The organism is Pseudoalteromonas rhizosphaerae (assembly GCF_028885455.1).
Lineage (GTDB): Bacteria > Pseudomonadota > Gammaproteobacteria > Enterobacterales > Alteromonadaceae > Pseudoalteromonas > Pseudoalteromonas rhizosphaerae.
In genome coordinates, this window is record NZ_CP118496.1 from 99,479 (window position 1) to 122,589 (window position 23,111).

Annotated in this window: 22 protein-coding genes; 8 read left to right on the forward strand and 14 right to left on the reverse strand. The window is 40.8% G+C overall.

Going from position 1 to position 23,111, the window contains the following annotated elements:
• Positions 1–33: 33 nt before the first annotated feature.
• From PVK79_RS00515 to PVK79_RS00535, 5 genes are all read right to left on the reverse strand, one after another.
• On the reverse strand, positions 34–561 hold the full coding sequence (locus PVK79_RS00515) for a cytochrome c oxidase assembly protein (protein ID WP_149980422.1): 528 nt from the start codon (positions 559–561) through the stop codon (positions 34–36).
• Positions 561–2,159 (reverse strand): cytochrome c oxidase subunit I, encoded by a 1,599-nt coding sequence (ctaD, locus tag PVK79_RS00520; RefSeq protein WP_145237784.1) that lies wholly within the window; start codon positions 2,157–2,159, stop codon positions 561–563. The genes PVK79_RS00515 and ctaD overlap by 1 nt, the downstream gene beginning before the upstream one ends.
• A complete protein-coding gene (gene coxB / locus PVK79_RS00525) occupies positions 2,159–3,301 on the reverse strand; it encodes a cytochrome c oxidase subunit II (RefSeq protein ID WP_145237781.1) in 1,143 nt (380 codons plus the stop codon). The genes ctaD and coxB overlap by 1 nt, the downstream gene beginning before the upstream one ends.
• A gap of 421 nt (positions 3,302–3,722) precedes the next feature.
• Positions 3,723–4,340, reverse strand: a complete 618-nt coding sequence (gene lexA, locus PVK79_RS00530; protein WP_145237778.1) for a transcriptional repressor LexA — start codon at positions 4,338–4,340, stop codon at positions 3,723–3,725.
• Between the two features lie 74 nt (positions 4,341–4,414).
• Entirely contained in the window at positions 4,415–5,209 is a 795-nt protein-coding gene (locus tag PVK79_RS00535) for a hypothetical protein (RefSeq protein ID WP_149980421.1), read from the reverse strand.
• A 121-nt stretch (positions 5,210–5,330) separates the two neighbouring features.
• Here PVK79_RS00535 and PVK79_RS00540 point away from each other — a divergent pair, with 121 nt between their 5' ends.
• Entirely contained in the window at positions 5,331–5,774 is a 444-nt protein-coding gene (locus PVK79_RS00540; protein ID WP_257325112.1) for a PaaI family thioesterase, read from the forward strand.
• Here the strand turns inward: PVK79_RS00540 and PVK79_RS00545 are convergent.
• A complete protein-coding gene (locus PVK79_RS00545; protein WP_145242456.1) occupies positions 5,771–6,151 on the reverse strand; it encodes a hypothetical protein in 381 nt (126 codons plus the stop codon). The two genes, PVK79_RS00540 and PVK79_RS00545, sit on opposite strands and share 4 nt — an antisense overlap.
• Before the next feature lie 167 nt (positions 6,152–6,318).
• Between PVK79_RS00545 and PVK79_RS00550 the strand changes: the two genes are divergently transcribed.
• Positions 6,319–7,035, forward strand: a complete 717-nt coding sequence (locus PVK79_RS00550) for a hypothetical protein (RefSeq protein ID WP_182760138.1) — start codon at positions 6,319–6,321, stop codon at positions 7,033–7,035.
• Between the two features lie 112 nt (positions 7,036–7,147).
• On the forward strand, positions 7,148–7,801 hold the full coding sequence (locus PVK79_RS00555) for an endonuclease (RefSeq protein WP_145242452.1): 654 nt from the start codon (positions 7,148–7,150) through the stop codon (positions 7,799–7,801).
• A gap of 67 nt (positions 7,802–7,868) precedes the next feature.
• On the opposite strand, the gene hmpA is transcribed toward PVK79_RS00555, so the two are convergent.
• Both hmpA and PVK79_RS00565 read right to left on the reverse strand, forming a co-directional pair.
• A complete protein-coding gene (gene hmpA / locus PVK79_RS00560) occupies positions 7,869–9,050 on the reverse strand; it encodes an NO-inducible flavohemoprotein (RefSeq protein ID WP_257325113.1) in 1,182 nt (393 codons plus the stop codon).
• Positions 9,051–9,060: 10 nt separating this feature from the next.
• Positions 9,061–10,293: an NnrS family protein gene (locus PVK79_RS00565; RefSeq protein ID WP_149980417.1), complete on the reverse strand. Its 1,233-nt coding sequence runs from the start codon at positions 10,291–10,293 to the stop codon at positions 9,061–9,063.
• Positions 10,294–10,459: 166 nt separating this feature from the next.
• Between PVK79_RS00565 and norR the strand changes: the two genes are divergently transcribed.
• The gene (gene norR, locus PVK79_RS00570; protein WP_149980416.1) at positions 10,460–12,028 is read left to right on the forward strand and encodes a nitric oxide reductase transcriptional regulator NorR; all 1,569 of its coding nucleotides are present in this window, start codon (positions 10,460–10,462) and stop codon (positions 12,026–12,028) included.
• A gap of 234 nt (positions 12,029–12,262) precedes the next feature.
• Entirely contained in the window at positions 12,263–13,312 is a 1,050-nt protein-coding gene (gene rsgA, locus PVK79_RS00575) for a ribosome small subunit-dependent GTPase A (RefSeq protein WP_182778642.1), read from the forward strand.
• An 84-nt stretch (positions 13,313–13,396) separates the two neighbouring features.
• On the opposite strand, the gene PVK79_RS00580 is transcribed toward rsgA, so the two are convergent.
• Complete coding sequence (locus PVK79_RS00580; protein ID WP_257325114.1) at positions 13,397–14,293, reverse strand: LysR family transcriptional regulator; 897 nt, start codon at positions 14,291–14,293, stop codon at positions 13,397–13,399.
• Positions 14,294–14,419: 126 nt separating this feature from the next.
• Between PVK79_RS00580 and PVK79_RS00585 the strand changes: the two genes are divergently transcribed.
• On the forward strand, positions 14,420–14,989 hold the full coding sequence (locus PVK79_RS00585) for an NADPH-dependent FMN reductase (RefSeq protein ID WP_145242441.1): 570 nt from the start codon (positions 14,420–14,422) through the stop codon (positions 14,987–14,989).
• 5 nt (positions 14,990–14,994) lie between these two features.
• Here PVK79_RS00585 and PVK79_RS00590 read toward each other — a convergent pair whose 3' ends face one another.
• Positions 14,995–15,441: a tellurite resistance TerB family protein gene (locus PVK79_RS00590; RefSeq protein WP_145242439.1), complete on the reverse strand. Its 447-nt coding sequence runs from the start codon at positions 15,439–15,441 to the stop codon at positions 14,995–14,997.
• Between the two features lie 96 nt (positions 15,442–15,537).
• On the opposite strand from PVK79_RS00590, the gene PVK79_RS00595 reads away from it, so the two are divergent.
• Positions 15,538–15,909, forward strand: coding sequence for a hypothetical protein (locus PVK79_RS00595; protein WP_145242437.1), 372 nt, complete (start codon positions 15,538–15,540; stop codon positions 15,907–15,909).
• Positions 15,910–15,912: 3 nt separating this feature from the next.
• Here the strand turns inward: PVK79_RS00595 and PVK79_RS00600 are convergent, their stop codons facing one another.
• Positions 15,913–16,506, reverse strand: a complete 594-nt coding sequence (locus tag PVK79_RS00600; protein WP_182758019.1) for a hypothetical protein — start codon at positions 16,504–16,506, stop codon at positions 15,913–15,915.
• Between the two features lie 332 nt (positions 16,507–16,838).
• Between PVK79_RS00600 and PVK79_RS00605 the strand changes: the two genes are divergently transcribed.
• A protein-coding gene (locus PVK79_RS00605) for an IS630 family transposase (RefSeq protein WP_257325115.1) occupies positions 16,839–17,871 on the forward strand; the annotation gives its coding sequence in 2 pieces (ribosomal slippage) (positions 16,839–17,297 and positions 17,299–17,871; 1,032 coding nt in all).
• A 786-nt stretch (positions 17,872–18,657) separates the two neighbouring features.
• Here PVK79_RS00605 and PVK79_RS00610 read toward each other — a convergent pair.
• The 3 genes from PVK79_RS00610 to leuC form a co-directional block, all read right to left on the reverse strand.
• Entirely contained in the window at positions 18,658–20,898 is a 2,241-nt protein-coding gene (locus PVK79_RS00610; RefSeq protein ID WP_182731716.1) for an Ig-like domain-containing domain, read from the reverse strand.
• 139 nt (positions 20,899–21,037) lie between these two features.
• Complete coding sequence (gene leuD, locus PVK79_RS00615) at positions 21,038–21,637, reverse strand: 3-isopropylmalate dehydratase small subunit (protein ID WP_257325116.1); 600 nt, start codon at positions 21,635–21,637, stop codon at positions 21,038–21,040.
• On the reverse strand, positions 21,637–23,037 hold the full coding sequence (gene leuC / locus PVK79_RS00620) for a 3-isopropylmalate dehydratase large subunit (RefSeq protein WP_145242429.1): 1,401 nt from the start codon (positions 23,035–23,037) through the stop codon (positions 21,637–21,639). The genes leuD and leuC overlap by 1 nt, the downstream gene beginning before the upstream one ends.
• Positions 23,038–23,111: the final 74 nt, after the last annotated feature.

Below are 23,111 nucleotides of genomic sequence, written 5' to 3' on the forward strand. Positions count from 1 at the left end.
TGTTTGCTCCTAATTAGCTATTAGCTTGGCAACCTAATTACTAGCCACTATCTGCCCGCTAATATCAAACACGGTATAAGACAAAGTTAACTCTTCAACATCTTCAGGTAATTGCGTATCAACATAAAAAAGCAGTTTAAATTCCACTTCTTCACCTGCTTTCAAAGGTTGTTGATCGAAACAAAAGCAAGCCATTTTATGCAAATACTTAGCTGCTTTGCCTGGAGACACCGACGGTACCGCTTGCATAACTTTATCTTCATTACTGGTATTTTTTGCTCTAAACAGCACTTCGCGCATAGCTCCGGGCTTTACTACCACACTATACTCATGTGATTGCACCTCAAATGGCGCTCCACTTTGCGCATGAGTTGTGAAGCTTACGTCGATTTCTCGTGCCTCATTAACACTCGTACTTTGCTTTGCTTGCTCTAACGAAGGCTTACCATTAAGGCCTGTTACATCACAAAAAACGTCGTACAACGGCACCAAAGCAAACGCAAAAGCGAACATGCCAAGACATATTAAAACTAAGCGCTTAAGCAGTGGTGCATGACTCATTACTTAATCTCCGGTGGCGTTTCAAAAGTATGATAAGGCGCAGGCGATGCCACCTCCCATTCCAAACCCTCAGCACCATCCCACACTTTGGCGGGCACTTTATCGCCGCCTCGTGCACACTTAAATACTACAACCACAAATAACAATTGTGATAAACCAAAAGCAAAGCCACCAATACTAATAATCGCGTTAAAGTCTGCAAATTGCAGTGCGTAGTCAGGAATCCGGCGTGGCATACCGGCCAAACCAACAAAGTGCATAGGGAAAAACAATACATTCACGCTCACTAACGACAACCAAAAATGCCATTTAGCCAAGGTGATATTGAACATATTTCCCGTCCATTTTGGCAGCCAATAATACGCCCCGGCCATAATTGAAAATATCGCCCCAGTCACTAACACATAATGAAAATGCGCCACCACAAAATAAGTATCATGGTATTGAAAATCAGCAGGAGTAATCGCCAGCATCAACCCAGAGAAACCACCTAAAGTGAATAACACAATAAACGCAATACTAAATAACATAGGCACTTCAAAACTAATCGAACCACGCCACATGGTGGCTACCCAGTTAAATACTTTGACCCCAGTTGGCACCGATATCAGCATAGTTGCATACATAAAAAATAATTCGCCAGCGACAGGCATACCTGTGGTAAACATATGATGCGCCCAAACTATAAAGCTAAGTAAAGCAATCGAAGATGTGGCATATACCATAGAGGCATAACCAAATAATTTTTTACGTGAAAAGGTCGGCACTATAGTCGAGATAATGCCAAAGGCTGGCAGAATCATAATGTACACTTCAGGGTGACCAAAAAACCAAAATATGTGCTGGAACATCACCGGATCACCGCCCCCAGCAGCATCAAAAAAGCTGGTTGCAAAATACTTATCAGTCAATACCATAGTCACAGCACCGGCCAATACCGGCATCACAGCAATCAATAAAAAAGCGGTGATAAGCCATGTCCACACAAACAGCGGCAGCTTCATCCAAGTCATACCTGGCGCACGTAAATTAACGATAGTTACAATCACATTGATTGCGCCCATAATTGAGCTAATACCCATGATGTGAATAGCAAAAACAAATAATGCGGTATTATCGTTACTGTAAGTTGTTGACAGTGGTGCATAAAAAGTCCAGCCAAATGCCGGGCCACCACCTGGCATAAACAGGGATGCCAGTAAAATAATAAAAGCAAAAGGTAAAATCCAAAAGCTCCAATTATTCATCCGTGGTAATGCCATATCTGGTGCGCCAATCATGAGTGGTACCATCCAGTTAGCCAATCCTGTAAAGGCCGGCATAACGGCACCAAATACCATAATCAAGCCATGTACTGTGGTCATTTGATTGAAAAAGTGAGGCTCTACTAACTGTAAGCCAGGTTGAAATAACTCTGCGCGGATCACCATCGCCATGGCGCCACCAATTAAAAACATCGTCAACGAAAAAATTAAATATAAGCTACCGATATCTTTATGGTTAGTAGTATAAAGCCAGCGTTTAAAACCTTTCGCAGGATGATGATGTCCATCATGGTGTGCAGCTTGATCATGTTGTTGCTCTGTTACGCTACTCATTATTTAGCCTCCGAAGTTGCATCAATCGCGGCTTGTATCTGACTCGGTTGAATTACATCCCCAGTGTCATTGCCCCATGCATTACGCTTATAGGTGATCACAGCTGCTAGCTGCTTGATTGATAACTGCTTGTCAAATGCTTGCATAGCGGTACCTGGGCGACCATGAAGCACTACATCAATATGATCTTTAATATCTCCTAATACTACCGGACTGCCTTTGAGCGCCGGGAAAACCCCCGGTAAGCCCATACCTGTTGGTTGGTGACACGCAGCGCAACTGGCCATATAGACTTGCTCGCCGAGTGTCATTAATTCTTCTTTTGGTAATGTTTGATCTAATAATGCAGCATCAGCAATTGCAGCGTTTGCTTTTGCCTGCTTAGCTTCGCTCAGCCAGTTTGCAAATGCTTGCTCAGATTTAGCTTCAACCACCACAGGCATAAAGCCATGATCCTTTCCGCATAGTTCTGCACATTGCCCTCGATAAATGCCCTCTTCATTAATTCTGGTCCAAGTTTCATTGATAAACCCAGGGTTAGCATCTTTTTTCACTGCAAAATCAGGCACCCACCAAGAATGAATAACGTCGTCTGAGGTCATTAAAAATCGTACTTTTTGATTAATTGGCAACACCAAAGGTTTATCAACTTCAAGCAGGTAATTAGGGTTTTTATTTGCAAGATTAGTTATTTCATCTTGAGGTGTAGCAAGCATTGAATAAAACTCAACATCTTCACCCATGTACTCATAATGCCATTTCCATTGAGAACCAGTAATTTTAATCGTGAGATCAGCTTTACTAGCATCTTCCATTGCAATCAAAGTTTTTGTCGCAGGAATTGCCATACCAATTAAAATCACAAACGGGATTGCCGTCCAAAGGATTTCAACTTTAGTACTTTCATGAAATTGGGCTGGTTTTGCCCCTTTAGATTTACGGTGGTGGATCAGTGCCCAAAACATCACGGCGAACACGATGACCCCAATCACACAACATATAATAAATATTGTCATGTGCAGCTGATAAACATCATTACTTATATCTGTTACGCCCTTACGCATATTAAACTGGCTATTAGCCAATACTTGCTGCGGTAGAACAAACAATATAAGCCACAAGGTAGAGCTCAATTTACCCATGTGACGGCTCCTTTAAATGCTATTGCAAAACGCAAAGCGAAAAGGCGGCACAGCTTTATTCGCGCCAATTCGTTATTTTTTATTGTTACTGAATATTAACGCAACCCTAAATTATGCTATTGAGCAAAATTGTTAGACTTTTAAAGTAGCTGTTAACACAGTGTATTAACCAATTAGTTAAAAAATGAACAATTAGCAAGTTTTAAGAGCAATTTAATTCTTTTTTGGTGCATAAATAACAGCTAAAAATCAGCGCGTTATTTTGTAATTAGGGATAATATTAGAGGGCTAAAAGTAGCTGACAAGTAGATTTGATAGGGCTTAGGACGCTATAGCTAAGTATAAAATCTAGCCATTAAAGCGGTAAAAAATTAAATGCACCAAACTTCACCAATTTGGTGCAAAATATAGATCAAAAAATTTACATCCAATCAGCGTTGCGGATCACCCCAACAGCTAACCCTTCAATATTGAAAGATTCATGTTCAAGATCCACTTCAATCGGTGAAAATTCATCATTTTCAGCATGTAAAAAAACTTTTTTACCTGCTTTTTCAAGGCGTTTTACTGTTACATCGTCATCAACACGGGCAACCACCACTTGGCCATTTTCAGCAACTTGAGTGCTGTGTACAGCCAATAAATCGCCATCCATAATACCAATGTCTTTCATACTCATGCCTTGCACACGCAGTAAAAAATCAGCAGCCGGTTTAAACAAGAGTGGATCTATTTTGCAATGACTTTCAACATGCTGCTCTGCCAAAATAGGCTCACCAGCGGCAACTCTGCCTATTAGAGGTAAACCAAGTTGTTCCGGCTCATCCTCTTCAACTAACTGAATACCTCGACTAGCACCGGGCTTCATTTTAATAACGCCCTTTTTCGCTAATGCCTTTAAATGTTCTTCCGCTGCATTAGCACTTTTAAAACCTAACGTTTGCGCAATCTCAGCACGGGTTGGCGGCATACCGGTATCTTTAATAAAAACTTTAATAAGTTCGAGAATTTGAGCTTGGCGATTCGTTAATGGGCGCATACAACTGGTTTTCCATACAGTACATTTAACTGTGAGTATATACAGTTATCTGAAAATCGCAAATATAAATTGGCTTAAAATCGCGCCGTTAATAACAAGCTCATACTATTTAAACCACTTCCAGAATCAAGCGCAGATCCAAGACCAAACTTTAATGCTACATGTTGATTAAACCAATATTGCGTTTGCAGTTCATAGTTGTCTTTTAGATTTTTCTGATTCCGAATATTGGCAACGACTCCCACTGACCATGCTTGATTTACATAATAAACCGCCTGCCCCTGCACATAACGATAACGCCCTGCCAATTGCTTTAGCTCTAAATCCCAACCTTGATTGCTAACTATATTTGTCCAACGAACATAAGGAGCATAAGTCCATTCAACCGCGACTCTTTCATTATCTTTGCCAAACCACATATCATGGCGCTCTAAGCGACTGTAATATACATTGAACCCTAGTTGTAACTGCTCATTCATTTGCTTACCAACAGCGGCACTCACTAAATAATCAGTATTTTGCCAATAGCTATTATCCTCACAGAGGCGCTGCGCGCTGGCACTAATAACTAATCCTGCGGGACCATAGATGGCAGCATCGGCATTTAAATAGCTAAAATCATCATTAGCAAACCCACCAATAGCATAATTATTGACTTGATTTAAATACGCTTTTAGCTCGTATGGACCAGTCAAAGATTCAAGATCTTGCGCAAAATATCGGTATCGTGCGCCTAAAAAAGATTCATCTAAACCAGCTAAATCGGTAAAACCAATATCGAGTTGATGTTGGGTACTAGCAACAGCCTGCGGCTGAGCAACAAGGCTCATTAATAATATTGCACCACATCCAAATACCTTTACTTTCATCCTTAAGATCCATTAACAGTTAGATAATATAGGTACATTTTATCTATTTTTATGATCTTAACTGTAGGAAAATGTTTAAAAGTGTAGACTGATTTAGTAAATAACTTAGTGAGGTAGACAGATGAGTATTTGGTATCAACCGATCACCCTAGCACAATGTAAGCAACTTGATGACGGCATAAGTGGTCAAGGCACATTGATGAAAACCATGGGCATTGAAATAAGTAAAATAGGCGATGATTATTTAGTAGCAACGATGCCCGCGATCCCAGCTCATCATAACCCTATGGGTATGGTGCATGGCGGCGCAAATGTTGTACTTGCAGAAACGGTGGCGAGTTATGCTGCAAACTTTGCTGTTGATTTTACAAAGTTTTATTGTGTTGGCCAGGAGATCAATGCCAATCATCTAAAAGCATCACGTAATGGTATATTAACCGCGATAGCAACACCACTACACTTAGGCAAGCGTACATCCGTATGGGAAATAAAAATCACCAATAGTCGTGGAGAACTGTGCTGCGTATCAAGAATGACCGCAGCAATTGTAGAGCGAAAAGGCTAACTTGAAAGTGGATAAATTGTAATTTCAATACCTGCGCCAATAGCAGAAATACGCAATAAAGTATCGGCACTGAGCGCTTGATTAAAGCATTTTGGCGAAGTGCCTGATTCAAAGCCAATATCAAAGGTGCGCTTTGAGCATGATAACCACTGCTTTAATGCATTGCGTGAGCAAGATTCAATTAACTCACATAAGTGGTTAATCGCTTTATCTGGTGAGATAACGTCTTCATTAGACTCAATACGTGCTAGTTGACGGTACTCATCTTTATCGTAATGCAAAACCACAGCACTTTTTTTTAAGTCTGCAACTAACAAACTAATATCTTGCTTTGATTCAAGCTCTAGATCTACATTTAAAAATTGAATTTCCGACATTGTTTCATTTTTACCCTGCGTTAATAACAACGCAAACTTTAACCTAATTTTGCGTATATACCAAATCTAGAGTAGCTAGTTTTATTTTGTTGATGCGACAATTTGCCACATTGGCAAACTCAATATAATTTATAGAATACCGCACTAATAACAAACAGGTAGTCACTATGGATAAACGCATTTTTAAACATGCGCGTAAGTTTCACAAATGGTTAGGTTACTTATTAGCGCTACAAATTTTTGCATGGTTACTCGGTGGTTTAATTATGAGTGCTATACCGCTTGAAAAAGTTCACGGTAAACATTTAGCTGCGCGGCAATTAAATAACCCATTCAAACAAGCTGATTATCTAGCCTCAGTTGATAATATCGTTGCACAAATTACTCAACCAAGACAAATTAGTTATAGTCACTTTTTAACAATCCCTACCATTATTGTGAGCAACAGTAACGGTGAGTACAGCTTTAACGGAGTTACTGGCCGTCCTTTGGTAGCACCGAGTAAAGCGCAAATTATTGCCAATGCCCAAGCTCATCTATTAATTAATGCGCAAGTAACAGACGCGATCAAACTAGCTAAAGGTACTCGCGAAGTTGGCTTTAAAGAAAATATTTGGCAAGTAAATTTTGACGATACGTTTAACACCACACTATATTTATCCGCTGATAGTGGCCAAGTTATTACTGTTCGCAGCACAATTTGGCGAATTTTCGATTTTTTCTGGATGTTACACATAATGGACTATGATCAACGTGAAGATTTTAATAACCCATTATTAATTAGTTTTGCAGCCAGTAGCATATTGTTTTGTTTAACTGGCTTTATTTTATTACTACAAAATATCCGTTTTAGAAAACGTACTTCCCGTCGCCCAAGTAGCTAACCTTACCTTGTAGATGAGTTAAAATTCCCACTACATCACACAGTTAAGCGATTTACTTTTTGAATAATCGCTCTAAACTAGCGCTTCCTGTAGTTCACTAAAGTGATTGGATATGCCGCATTTAATTATTGCGCTGGTATTGTGTTGTGTGAGTTTTAACCTTTATGCAGAACAATTCACCAGTTTTTACAGCGCAAAAAAACACCTCATCAAAACCCTTCCTGATAACGCCACCAGCCTCTATTGTGGCTGTAATATTAAACGCCAAGGTAAAAAACTGGTGCCCGACCCAAATGCATGTGGTTATGTGCCTCGCAATGCGGTTACTCGTTCAGGCAAACCAAATGCGCGCGCAACTCGGATTGAGTGGGAACATATTGTGTCTGCATGGGAATTTGGTCACCAGCTACAATGCTGGCAAGATGGCGGCCGAAAAAATTGCATTAAAGTCAGTGCGCAATTTCGGAAAATGGAAGCTGATATAAATAATCTCGCTCCGGCAATTGGTGAAATAAACGCAGACCGCTCTAATTATAGCTTTGGCATGATTGCAGGTAATGCAAGCCAATATGGTCGCTGCCAAGTAAAGGTAGATTTTAAACAGCGTGTGGTAGAGCCGCCCTTTTATGCACGAAAACGCATTGCCGATGCTTATTTTTATATGCAAAAAACCTATGGTTTAAAAATTTCCGACAAGCAACAAAAATTATTTACCGCATGGCAAAACCAAGCTTTGGCAGCGAAAAATAGCAATGCTGTACTTTAAATAGCCAAAACCATAAAAAAGGCGCATTTCGCGCCTTTTCACTTAAAACCTGCATTTAGTTTCGTCATTAAATATCTTGATGTGGGCCAAACACCTCGTAGTGAATACGCTCAGCAGCAACTTCTAATACGAGTAATTGCTGTTTAATTGCAGCCATAAACCCCGTTGGGCCACAGATGTAGAAATCACCTTCTTCAAGCGGTAGCTGCTCAGCAACAGCGCTGACATTCATCAATCCAGTAAACTTAGCTCCCTCGCCACCTTGATTAAACCAAGTGTAGTAATTTAATCGAGTATGCGCCGCGGCTTGCTCTGCCAAAAACTGACTAAATGAATGCTGCAGGATATTTTCACAGGCGTGTAAATAGGTGACCGCTTGATTCGATGTATCACATAATAATGTTTGTAGCATTGCCAGCATCGGTGTTTGGCCAACGCCCGCAGAAATTAATACCACAGGTTTTTTATTTGCGCGTAAAAAGAAGTCTCCAGCCGGTGGATAAAGCTCCACAACGCTGCCCTCATCAAGTGAGTGCAAATAATTAGATACAATCCCCGCTGCTGGCAATAACTCTTTTTTCACGCTAATACGGTAATTTTCACCATTACTTTGCTGAGAAATAGAGTATTGGCGTATCTCACTATACTGTGCATAAGCTGGTTTTACTTTGATACCTAAATACTGCCCTGGTTTATGAGTCATTACCGCTTTACCATCGACTGGCACTAAAGTAAAACTGGTTACTAACTCTGATTCAGGCTGTTTTTTAGCAATAACAAATGCTCTAGTACCCGACCAGCCACCGTGGTTATTTTTACTGTGCTCGTATAGCGCCGCTTCTTCGGTAATACAAATATCAGCAAGTAGTGCGTAAGCCTCACGCCATGCATATTCAACTTCAGCTGTAAATTGCTCAGGGATCAATTCTTTTAAAGTGCCAATCAGGTGTCCACCAACAATTGGATAATGCTCAGGTAAAATATGCATGCTGGTATGCTTATGATTAATGCGTGCCAGCGCCTCTTTTAATACGGCTAAATTATCAATATTTTGAGCATACGCAGCCAAGGCATTAAATAATGCAAATTGCTGACGGCCACTACGTTGATTGGCCATATTAAAAATATCCTGCAGCTCAGGGTTATGACTAAACAGCCGGTTATAAAAATGCTCCGTGACAACGGTGCCCGCCAGCGCCAATAAAGGCGCTGTGCTTTTTACTATTTCAATGGTTTTATCAGATAACATACAACTTCCTTTAACCACGACGCCCATCAACACGACGCCGCGTTAAAATAGGAATACAGTGGAATAAGAACAATAAAAATGCCACGATCCACAGTACAGCACTCAGCTGCCATGCGATGTGTGGCCCAATAACAACAGGTAATAACGAACGAATAATTGCTGCAATAAACACTAAAGCAAACGCCACAGCCATAAAGTGAGGAATAGTTAAAGGGCGGCCAGTATGACCATGAGATACCCGCGTCATCATCGCTAAGATCATCATGCCAATCGTACCTATAGTGATCATATGCAGCGCGTCTTTAAACAAAATAACCGAGCTGTAAAAACTCAGCGCAAGCAATACTAAACCAAGCCCAAGAGCTAGATAGGAGAAGTGCAACGACCATAACAGTGGTACTTTGAGCATTTGATTATTCCACCACAACAATGAGCGACTTAAATGCACTACAGCAACAACAGCCAATGCCCAACCAGGATTAACGCTTGCTATAAATAATTGGCTGATAAAATAAAGCGCGACAGCAAACAATGAGCTGTAAAGCAGCACTTTATCTAAACGAGGAGTACGCACTTGCTCCGCTAAACCAAGACCACGAGCAGTAAAAAAAGGTAATACCCGCCCAGCCACCACACCGACAAGTAAGGTCATTACTAGTACTGCGGTATCGGCGACTGCCAATGCAAGTAGCATGTTTTGTTGTATTGCTAAGCATAAATAAATAATATTGAGCACACACAATGCGCTTAGCATCGGTAAAAATTGGTAGTTATTTTTATTGCCAGCTTTAAGGAGCATATTAGCCAGCGCCATAACTGCACCTAACCACCAAAGCAATTGGAACAATAACACCGCATATAAACTAAAGTTTTCAATACCTGCACTGGTAATAAAAAACGCAACACGAGCTGCTAGCCACACTAGGGTTAGCAACATCAATTTACGACCATTAATACTCGCAACCCCGGTCCAAGTTTGTGCTGCGGTTAATAAAAACCCCACAGCTACAGCGCCTGCAAAGCCAAACATCATTTCATGGGCATGCCAAAGTGTTGCTGGCATAGTCAATTGCCATCTGGCATGGCCTGTTAAAATGAGTAACCAATAACTAATCGACAAAACGGCCAACAAGCCAGCTCCTAAAAAGTAGGGCCGAAATGCTAACATCCATAACGGCCATTGACTGACTTGATAAAAACGCACTTTTTTGGGCATTGGTTCGGTTAAATTGATTGCTCGCATCAGCGTATTAGACTCATCTATCTAGGTATTTATAACACGCTACTGCACAAGCCGAGCCAAGATTTAAACTGCTTATTATTCAACATATTAACTATTTTACTATTGACAAAAAAGTCTTTATGACTCACCTTTAAATAAGATAAAAACACATTTGAGTCATTTTGACATGGCAGATAAACAAAGCTTACTTAATGTCGCCCTTGTGCTTGCTAAAGTGAGCGACCAAAAGCAGCCTTTTCAGCAGTTAATTCAGTGTATCAAGCAAGTAATACCCAGTGACGCTATTGCACTGCTTACCTTACAAGGCGATGTGTTAAAACCACAAGCTATTCATGGACTGACGCCTGACACCCTAGGACGACGCTTTGTAATAAACGAGCATCCACGTTTACATGCTATTTGCAACGCTAAGCAACCATTACAGTTTGCCCATGATTGCCCAATTCCTGATCCGTACGACGGTTTACTATCGAGCAAAACTGGCGATATCCCTGTTCATGCTTGCTTAGGCATCCCCCTACTTGATAGCGAAGATAACTTACTCGGTGTGATCACCCTCGACAGTCTCGATGCAAATGCATTCGACAGTTTTGACCTTGAGCTATTTACTCAACTAGGTACGCTTTGCACCGCGCATTTGCAAACTGTATTAAAACTGCAGCAATATCAAAACCACGCGCAACATAGTAGCGCTTTAGTGCAAGAGCTAAACCGCGAAGCGCTTACCCGCGATGGTGCAGAGATCATCGGCCAAAGCACGGCCATGCAAGCCCTTCGAAGCGATATAAAACTAGTGGCGGCTTCTGAGTTTAGTGTCTTGATCCAAGGTGATACCGGGGTAGGTAAAGAGCTAGTAGCACGCAATATCCATCTTCATTCAAAGCGTAGCGAAATGCCGTTAATTCACTTGAATTGTGCATCATTACCAGAGAACCTCGCCGAAAGTGAATTTTTTGGCCACGCCAAAGGCGCATTTACCGGCGCCCATAATGCACGTCAAGGCAAGTTTCAGCTGGCTGATGGTGGCACCTTATTTTTAGATGAAATTGGTGAACTGCCACTTGCCATGCAAAGTAAACTATTGCGCGTCTTACAAAGTGGTGAAATCCAAACGGTTGGCGAAGATGAAGTAAAATACGTCGATGTAAGGGTTATTGCGGCTACAAACAGGCATTTAAAAAACGAAGTCGCTCAAGGGCGTTTTCGAGCCGATTTATATCATCGGTTAAGTGTTTACCCGCTCAACGTTGCGCCACTTAAACAACGCGAAAACGATGTAATTTTACTTGCAGGTTACTTTGTTGAAAGAACAGCCCGTAAGCTAGCTATCAAACAACTCAAACTCAGCGTCGAAACGCAACTACTACTCACTCAATATGACTGGCCGGGAAATGTGCGAGAACTTGAGCATGTGATCAGCCGTGCAGCATTAAAAGCCAAACAAAGCCAGTGGCAGCAAGCAATAATTACTATTGAACCTGCTCATTGTGAACTTAACCTAAGTACAAATAACCCAGCGCCTGTCGCATTAACAACTGCCGATAACAATAACATAAATAAACAAAATTTCTCGCTCAAACAAGCAACGGATACATTTACTCAGCATTTAATCAGCCAACAGCTAGAACAACATAATTACAACTGGGCCAGTGCAGCACGAACATTAAAAGTTGATCGCGCTAACTTAGTGCGATTAGCCAAACGTCTCGGTATTACAGTAAAAAAATCTATTTAATGTGTATTTTATACACCCAAACTTGGCTATAGTGCCAACTGGTGTAAAACCACAATAAACATCTAAACAGGAGATATTTGATGATTGTATTAAACCCCCTTGCTGGGCAAGTAAGTGCTTAATTTTATTTTTTAATATTAAGTTTTGCCCGGCCATTAGCCGGGGCGCTGTTGATAGCTAAAATTTAACAGCAAACCCCTTTGTTATTTTTACTCTTTGCAGTAATGGGGTTATATGAATACTAATTTAAGTTTAAGCCAACTGGGTTGGCGTGCATTTTTCCAACAACAACTTACGCTCAATGATTTAGAGCACACACTGATTGCACGGATCATTACCTACCATCGCGACCACTTTGTTGTACAGAGTGCGCAGGGTTGCCACAAGGTATTGGTAAATTCAGATCATCCCCCCTTAACTGTGGGTGACTGGATATTACTTACGCAACACAACGAACACTGGCTGTTTACCCGATTGCTTGAACGCTTAACATTGCTCAGTCGCAAAAGTGCGGGAAGTAAATTAAGTGAACAGCTTATTGGCGCTAATATTGATACTTTGTTTATTGTCAGCTCGCATAATCAAGATTTCAATCTAAGCCGCTTTGAGCGCTACTTAGCGTTAGCATATCAAAGTGAGTGTTTACCCGTTGTTGTACTGACCAAACGCGATCAATGTGCAGAACCAGAGCAACATATAGCACAACTAACAGCGCTTGATAATCACTTAACCGTGCTGTCTGTTAATGCATTAGAGCGTGGCAGTGTTGAGCAATTAATGCCATGGTGCGGCAAAGGTCAAACATTAGCTTTTGTTGGGTCTTCGGGTGTAGGTAAATCCAGCTTAGTTAATAGCTTATGTGAACAGCAGCTAAGTGACACTGGTGCAATTCGTGAGGACGACAGCAAAGGTCGCCACACCACGACTCATCGAGCATTGCATGTTCTTAACGTAGGAGCGCTGTTACTCGATACTCCCGGCATACGCGAGCTGCAACTAAGTGACTGTCAACAAGGTGTAGAGCTTACTTTTAACGATATAAGTGAACTGGCGCAGCAGTGTCGATTTGCCGATTGTAGTCATCAGCTAGAACCCGGTTGTCAGGTGCTAGCTGCGTTACAAAAAGGCTTATTAACGCAGCGGCGTATCACTAATTATCAAAAACTGTTAAAAGAGCAGCAACGCAATACTCAGAGCCTTGCGCAATTACGTAGCCAAGATAGAAGCTTAGGTCGGTTTTATCGTAACGTACAAGCAGACATGCGTAATTTAAAAGGACGTTAATTAATTTTTCTCAGTCGTTAAACAAAACGTGGCTAAATACTATTTAGCCACGTTTTTGCTGATAGAAAGATTAACGCAGCTAAATTACGCGAGCTTATGCTCCTTAAAATACGCTTTTAAAAGCTGACTGAACGCCTGTACCTTAGCTGTTCGGTGCACTAAGTGATGGGTTACTAGCCATAAATCCGTTGGCCAACTCAGTTCATCCGCTAGTATTGGTACTAAATCAGCATACTGCGCCGCCACGTCATGCTGCATCCCGCCAATTCCCAAGCCTTTAACAATCGCACGGGTTGCCTCTGAGGTTTCAGACACGCGTAATTTCACTTGTGAAGTTGGTATATTTTCATCAACCCAAACAAAATAAGGCACTTTGCCATTATAGCCGGCCACCCCCGAAACAAAATTATGCAACGGCAATTGCTTAATACTTTTTGGCACGCCATGCTTATCAATATAACGCTTTGATGCATAAAATCCTGACGACAAATGCGCCAAATGCTGGGCGATATAATCACCTTCATCAGGACGAGGACCTGCGCGAACCGCTATATGTGCTTGGCCGTGGTCAAGACGTAACCGGTTTTGATCTAATATAACTTCCAGCTGCACCTGTCGATGTAAACTTTGAAATTGTTCACACACATCACTCAGTACATCAATAAAACCACTGACCGTTGTAAGCAATAAACTACCACGCAAAGTACTATCTGCGGCAATAATATCATTGTGTAAGCGTTCAAGTTCACTATTAATAGACTGCGCTGCTGTAAAGAGTTTAGCGCCAATCTCAGTTACTTTATAACCCCGGGCATGACGATGAAATAAACGTGCATTTAAACTTTGCTCTAGGTTATTAATGCGCCTAAGTACCGTACTGTGATGGACGTTGAGCTTTTCAGCCGCCGCTGTTAACGTTCCTAACCGCGCAACTTCATAGGCTACTTTTACATCTTGCCAGTCATCAAATTGAATCGCCATACCTGCCCTTAACCTTAAGTGTGCGTATATGCACATAAGTTTTGCGTTTATTTGGCTTTTCTGCAAGTAAATATTTGCTAAAGTAGTTAACAGGCAAACCCAACTACGTTATTGAAGGCGACCACCATGACAGCACCAAAAATTATTGCCTTAGCAGGCAGCTTACGTAAAGACAGCTTTAACCAAAAATTGATCAATGAAGCAGCCCGCTTTGCATTAGAAAGCGGTGCAGAAGTTGAAGTAATTAAACTGGCAGATCTAAACTTACCCATGTTTGACGAAGACGTTGAAGCGCAAGGCACACCAGTAGGCGCTCAGTTATTAAAAGACAAACTACGCGCTGCAGATGGCATCTTACTTGCGAGCCCTGAATATAACGGTTCAATTACCGCGGTACTAAAAAATGCCATTGATTGGGCATCACGTACTGAGCAAGGCGCAGTTCCAGCATTTCGTAACAAGGTAACGGCTTTATACGCCTCATCACCGGGAGGCTTAGGTGGCTTGCGTGGTCTAAATCACGTTCGCGATATTTTATCGGGTATCGGCAGCTTGGTATTGGCAGATCAACTTGCCGTACCTGCAATTCACACTTTGCTTGATGAAAATGGCCGCATTAGTGACCCAGTGACAGCAGAACGAATTGCAGGCCTTGCTCAGCAGCTCGTCAGCGTTGCCAGCAAATTAAATAAATAAACCGCTTAAGAAAGCTTTGTCGCTGCTAACTTGGCAGCGATAAAATCCTCATGCGCGACATACAACAAGTTAGAAACACGGCGAATTACATACTCTTCTTGCGGATCTAACTCACCATCGGCATACGCTAAGCGCCATAGCAGCTCTATAATTTCAATGCGTTGCTCTGCGCTGCATTGATCATTAATTTGTTTAGAAAACTGAAAGTAATCAATCGCGTCATCCAAACTTTTTCCTGCGCTTTGCATTAGCTCACTAACGTCTTCATCACTCAAATTAAAATACTTTTTTAAAGTCAGAGATAACGTTTTCAATTCATCGTCTTGCTGCTCGCGATCAGCACGCATGACTTCAATCAATAATGCCGCTACAGCCGTTTTCAAATCATGCTCTTGCAGCTGAGCTGGTTGCTCATCAAAAGCTGAAAATAGTTGTTTTATTTGTTTGAACATCACATTTTCCCTTTTTGGGTGTTAGACTTACAGCATAACTCGTTGCATCACTGTAATTAAATAGTGCGCTCAATACAATAATGGAGTTAAAGGTTTATGAAAGGAAAAACAGCAAATAGGCTAGTAATTATCAGTGCACTGGCACTATTAATAGGCAGTAATGCGGTATTAGCAGAAAAAGGTGAAACCGAAAAACTCTATGACTTCGATGAAAAAGTCCATTATTACCAAACAAAATTAGACGCAAATAACTATCATCTAGAAATTCAATCTGACGACTATCAGCACTTTAAAAATCAAAGTGTATTTTTATTGCGCCATGCTGACCGTTTATGCCGTGGTAATCCGTTTATGCTAAAAGTGACTGATGGTGTACAAGAGTATGATCGTTTCCCAACCAAACCCCGCGCCTATCAGCCACCTTTAACGGTATTACTACAATGTGAGACAAAGCCCAGCAAAGACTAATCTTTAGTCTTTATAACCCCAAGGCGCTGGCGGTGGTGTAATTGGTTTTGTTAAATCAAAATCAACGCGAAACTCGCGGCCTTGGCGAATTAAACGATAAGTAAACTTTTCAGGGTAAATATACATCTGCCATGTATTACCGATAGATTGTGGAATACCTTGGCTAACAAACAATTCTTTTGAATACTGATCCGCAGGGAACGACTGCACGTTAGCAAACCCAGCATCAACCGTATGACCACCGTACATAGTCGATACATCATCAGTCCCATCTTGATGGCGATGATCGTGTTTTAAACTCAAACCACTACCGGTTTTGGTAATGATCCACGTACGTGATGCATCATCACCTACATGAAACGGTACTTGTAACTCGCTATCAGTGCATTTACGAACATGCATGACTAATTTTTTACCCGCAAACGAGCTAGGACCAGTGGCATTATCAACCGTTACTTTACCCTCAAAAGCTTTACCACAATGGGCGGCAATATTATCAAAAAAGCCATCATGAGTTGGGATAGATACCAAAGGCGCAGGGCGAGCAAACGCCGCCGTAGACGCCAGCAATAAAGTTGCCGCAGTTAATAATTTCATAGCATGTTCCTAAAAGTATAAAGTTGCAGCTTAGCCTGTTAATAAATACAAAGGAAGTAATCGCGGTGAGTGGTTTTTGGCTATAGATTAAATAAGCAAAGTTTACGAGCTTAAAAATAAATAAAACGTAAACAATTGCACTTGAGTCTAAAACTATTTATGTTTTTAAAGAGAATCAATTGAGAGGGTTAATATAGGAAATTATCCTATAGTGGCGTTTATCTTAATTTGTGCGCTATTCATTATAGAAGATCGAAAATATAACACATTATACCAATCTGCCAAATTATGTGATCTAATTAGCACACTGATACTTATCTACTTTTACTAAATTGAACTTAGAAAAATCCAAGCAACTTTTAGCTTTATCACGTAAAGAGCCTAATGCAAGAAAGCGCATACGCCTGCTTGCTGTTTCATTATTCTTTGAGGGTGAAAACAGAACGAATATTGCTAAGCGCCTAAATACAGCGCGCGGCAGTGTCATTAAATGGGTTTCAAACTACCTTAACAATGGCGTTGCTGGCTTGAACAACAAACCGATTAAAGGTCGTCCAGCTAAATTAACCTCACAACAACTAAATACACTGTCAGATTATGTAAAACAGTCAGCAAGTTCTTCAGAAGGAGGCAGACTAATGGGGGAAGATATTGCTCAGTATATTTATGACCAGTTCAACATTAGATATCACACCGATCATATTTACAAACTGCTCAAGAAGCGTGGGTTTAGCTGGATCACAAGCCGTTCTAAGCACCCAAAGCAGTCAAAAGAAAGCCAAGAGGCTTTTAAAAAAGTTCCAAGTGGAAACGATCCTTCACACCCCAGGACATCTCCCTTTAGAGCGCATTGATGTTTGGTTTCAAGATGAAGCACGGTTTGGACAACAGAATCAAACAACACGCTTATGGGCTGAAACAGGCACGAGACCCCGTGCAATAAAACAACAGCAGTTTGAGTATGGATACTTATTTGGTGCAGTCTGCCCAAGTAATGGTAAAACAGAAGCGCTGATCAGCCCTATCGTCAATAAAGAGGTCATGACGCAACACATGGAATTAATATCAAAAGCCACGGAGGCAGGACGTCATGCGGTCGTGATCGTTGATGGCGCTGGTTGGCATACTATTGATACGGTACAACCATTCAATAATGTCACGCTAATAAAACTTCCGCCTTACTCCCCGGAGTTAAATCCAATAGAGCAAGTATGGAGTTGGATACGGCAACACTGTCTATCTAATCGTGTGTTTAGTGGTTATGAAGAAATAGTCGAACAGGTTTCGCAAGCGTGGAATAAATTCATTTCTGTTCCTGATACGGTTAAAAGCATATGCTCTAGAGACTGGATAAAATTGACTTAATCTTTATGCAGATTGGTATTACTTACACACTTAGCGCAGACATACCAAACCCGGTGGCAGCAGTTAGCTCAAAATACACTAGGTAATACTTCACGCTCCGCTATTGCTGCTAACTTACATGAATCACTAAAAAATGGCTTTTTATCGACCATTGATGCTCCAAAAATTAGCCAATTTAAAAAACTTAAAACAATTAATATGACTATTTGCTGCATACTTGCTTTGCTAGGTTTCGCTATTGCTTATATGTATTAATAAACACATCATATAGTATAAAAAGACTAGCCCCTGGAATTATTTAATTTGTATGTTTTGTACAAAAGGCAAAGCAGTATGGTTTTCATGCTACATTACTAATAAACACTCAATCAATTGATAAATATAATTAAAAATAAAAACACTTTGTAAATTCGGCTTTTGCAATAACGGTTTCAAGGCTTCTTACCTCCTGCGGAGGACCTAGCAGTTCAGGTATTGAAGATACAATGAATGGGAAGCTTGAACTTGTTAAATCAATACAAGGTTTGTCCGGTGGGAAGGATACATACCCTTCTAAAAATCTCTACTTGTTTATCTCTGCATTCAACAATTGAAAACCTCTCAATAAACAACTGTATTGAAAAGTAAAACCGTTTACTCTTGCAGTGTTGAATACATTTTAAGTTCACAAGGATACGGTGAAAATGAAACATCTAATGAAGTCACAATAGAAGAAATGGCTGATGGCTGGCTAATGCGTTAACTTCCATTCAAAACGCGGCCTGAGCCGCGTTTCATTATTTATAATTATGGATTCAAAGGCACTGCTGAATTAAATCGAATATAGCCCTTTAATTCTGGAGATTCACTGCTCTCACAACTCTGCGTAATATTTACAGCCAGTTTTTGGACTTCATTTTTAGAGTTCTCTTCTAACTCAAAAATCTCAAATTGCCCATAAAGCCTACCACATCCTCTATGCTCCCCAGAGAGATCTAAACCAGCCGACGATTCACCTTGAAAAGGGTAACGGGTAGCATTTAAATACTCTCCAACAGACAAGCTTGCATCACCAGGGGCTTTTAGATTTAAACTCCAATTACTTTCATCACTTTCAAATAGAAACTCTAAGTGGGATTGATCATTTGAATCACGCGACACAGAAAAATCACCTGTTGCCTGCGTCTCTATGATCTTCTTCCCTAAGCTAACATAATCATCTTTAATACCATCTATAAAAAGGTACGTTCCTGAGTAAGGCAAATACTGCAAAGTTATTCTTTCCTTTGCACGCTCACCTAAGTCATTAGTAAGTATCACTTCAATAGTGATATCTGATTCAACAACTTCTGGTAGACTAAAACTTGTAGAAACTGCATTTTCGTCATCAAATTCAATGCCTACACCATTTAAATCAACCCATTGATAAGATAGAACCTGCCCTTTATTTAAAATACTGTCCTCAACACTCAACGTAGGATATTGATTGTCTTGATAGAAATAATTGGAGCTTGTTAAATTAGGAATAATACTATCTGTTGTTTTTATATCTAAAAATATCCAATTATGCTCCTGCCCTGTGACACTTGTAATACCTGAAACCTGTAAATCATAGTCTGTATCAGCCTTTAATGGTTGTTCTGGGTAAATATTTATTAGCGCGCCAGCAACCTCAACTCTACCAGGAATATTGATATGGTCGTACCCTGATTGAGTTTGGAAATATACAGAAGCAGAAGTGTCAGCTGCTACAGGTCTTGAAAAAATTAGAGGTACGGGGCCATCCAACTGAACTGAATTATTATTAACACTTCCAGGATCAAGTACTCGATCAAAATTATCTGCACGAAATGCTCTGATATTGTTATATATATTAAACGTAGACATAGCTTCGGGCAGGAAGGTGGACCAATGAAGCTGGAGCTGTTCTTCACCATAGCTAATGTTTAACTTATCAGAATCTGAAACAAAATTACTGGCTAGTAGTATCGACTCTTTTTCTGAGCTAACTTTAATAGAGCCCTTATGTGGATATTCCATAAAATACCCATACCAAGCATCTTCTTGAGAAAAGCTGAATTCACCATTCAAATTTGTATCATCAACAGTACCATTGGTTTTTATGCTGTATGTTGCTGTATTAAAATCAATTACCTTCTCTATCGTTAATTCTTTAATATTGACGTAATAAAAAGTTTCATCATAACTAAACGGCTTTAAGGCTTTTCCTTGGAGTTTTTCATCTACAGTTATAGCTATGGTTCGAATGCTAGGTGAATATGCAAAGCGAGTTGAGTAACTTCCCTTAAACGTCATTAGCTCATTATATGAGTAAGTACTTTCCAAGGTTTCAATATCATCATTATTGACACTAAACTCAATGATGCCATTTTGTAAATCAGCGTCTAAAATCGTGACTATTCTGAGGCCACTTAATGCATTCCGATAATTATCCGAGCAATCCTGAAAAGATTGCTGTAACACATCCCCTTCTGTAATCGTGCTGGAATCATCATTATCCAAATATGAAAGTGTATATAAGCCCCCATTTTCACACACTTGTTCTAGCTCTATTTCCTCGCCATCAAGCTTTGCTAATAGTTGATTACTTAAAGTTTGCGCTTCTTCCAGCAATAAATTTTGTAATAATAAAACCGTCTTTGTCGCATCTTGTGGTTTCTTTTCAACATTAATACGATGTTTTACCTCAATTGTATGTTCAGTCTCAACTTCTTGTCCATTATGAGCAACGTACAACTTATACACTGCAGTGGTATCCTCTGTTACATCGAATGGCTCTATGTTCAATGTAGCCTCTTCACTGATAAGGCTTCTTCCAGAGTCATACCAATGCACCACAACACCAGTGTCACTTTTATTTATATTGGCTTGTAAGGTAAACCCGTCATCCTCCGATACACTTTTTGGACCATCTATTGAAACCGTTAATGGCTGCTCAACGGGAGTTTCCGAGTCACCTCCACACCCTGCAATCATTAAAACAGCGGCTAAAAGCGCCCAAAAATTTCTTTGCAACTTACAATTCACGTAATTCACCTGATTTTTATCGTTAGTATATTGTGGATTGTACCCATAAAACAAAAAAATGTAATGCTGTAAATTAATTCCTCGACTCACAAAAAACGCGGCCTTAGCCGCGTTTCATTGTTTAATGACTTTTAAACCTTTACTGCCAAGGGCGCTCGGCGTTAAGCTTTGCTTCAAAGGCGTCAATTTGCGGATTTAGGGTTTCGGTCACGCCGATAAAATCTAAGCCGCTTAATAAACGCTCTTTTACATCTTTGCGAATATCAAAGCTAATTGGTGCAAACTTATTGCTGGTCAGCATTTGGTTTTCAAGATCGATGTCGATATGAATATCGTCGTGCTGCTCACTCAACACAAATAACTCTTCCAGCGTTTGCGCTGGTAGTGCAATAGCTAGCATCTGGTTATTGCCACAGTTATTAAAGAAAATATCAGCAAAGCTTTCCGCTAAAATCACTTCAAAACCATATTGCTTAAGCGCCCATGGTGCATGTTCACGTGATGAGCCGCAGCCAAAGTTATCGCGAGTTAGTAATATTTGCGCGCCTTGGTAACATGGCCGATTTAAAATAAACTCAGGGTTTGGCTCGTCGTTATCTAAATAGCGCCAATCATAAAACAACGCCGCATCAAAACCATCACGGCTGGTTGAGGTTAAAAACTGCTTTGGAATGATTTGGTCGGTATCGACGTTGTTTTTATCAAGTGGGGCCATTAAGCCACTAAAAAAAATGCTCATTAGGCTTCTCCTCTAATATCAACAAAGCGACCATGAATAGCTGCCGCAGCGGCCATTGCAGGGCTTACTAAGTGTGTACGACCACCACGGCCTTGGCGACCTTCAAAGTTACGGTTTGAGGTGGATGCACAGCGCTTGCCTGCACCTAAGCGGTCATCGTTCATCGCTAAGCACATTGAGCAACCCGGTTCACGCCACTCAAAACCAGCAGCTTTGAAAATATCAGCTAGGCCTTCATCTTCAGCCTGTTTTTTCACCAAGCCAGAGCCAGGTACGATTAACGCCTCAACACCAGCAGCCACTTTTTTACCTTCAACAATCTGTGCGGCGGCGCGTAAATCTTCAATTCGGCTATTGGTACATGAACCAATAAATACCGTATCAACGCTCGCTGACGATAACTTATCACCGGCTGTTAAACCCATGTATTTAAGGGCACTGCGAATCGCATCAGCTTTAATTAAATCTGGCTCTTGATCTGGATCGGGAATGCATTCATCAACACCAATAACTTGCTCAGGGCTAGTGCCCCAAGTAATTTGCGGCTGAATGCTACTCGCTTCTAGTTCAACTTCTAAATCAAACTGCGCACCTTCGTCAGTTTTTAAGGTTTCCCAGTAGGCAACTGCAGCTTCAAAATCATCGCCTTGTGGAGCAAATGGGCGGCCTTTTAAGTAATCATAAGTGATTTGGTCTGAAGCGATTAAACCCGCTTTAGCGCCCATTTCAATACTCATGTTACACAATGTCATACGCGCTTCCATTGACAGTGCTGCAATACCTTCACCACAAAACTCTGCCACATAACCTGTACCACCAGCGGTACCTAGCTTACCAATCACCGCCATGATCAAATCTTTGGCTGTAACCGTTGGACGTAGTACACCATTAATTTGAATTTTTAATGACTTGGCTTTTTTCTGTTGTAGCGTTTGCGTCGCGAGTACGTGCTCAACCTCAGACGTACCAATACCATGGGCCAGGGCACCAAATGCACCGTGAGTAGAAGTATGGCTATCACCACAAACAATGGTAGTGCCAGGTAAAGTAATACCTTGCTCAGGCCCCATTACATGCACTATGCCTTGGTTAATTGAGTTTAAATCGTAAAGTACAATACCAAACTCTTTACAGTTGGCATCAAGCGCCATCAATTGGTTTTTTGATACTTCACTGGCGGCATCTAATGAGCGGCTTTTGGTCGATACATTATGATCCATCGTTGCGATGGTTTTTTCAGGACAACGCACTTTACGGTTTTTCTCTCGCAGGCCAGCAAAAGCTTGCGGCGATGTCACTTCATGTACTAGATGACGGTCAATATAAAGTAAATCGGTTTGCTCATTAATACTAGCAACTACATGTGCTTGCCAGATTTTATCGTATAACGTTTGGGCCACTTGCTGATCCCCTAATTTGTTTGACTCGCCGCGTGACGGTGCAGCGAGTGAATAATTGTTTAAATACGTGCTGT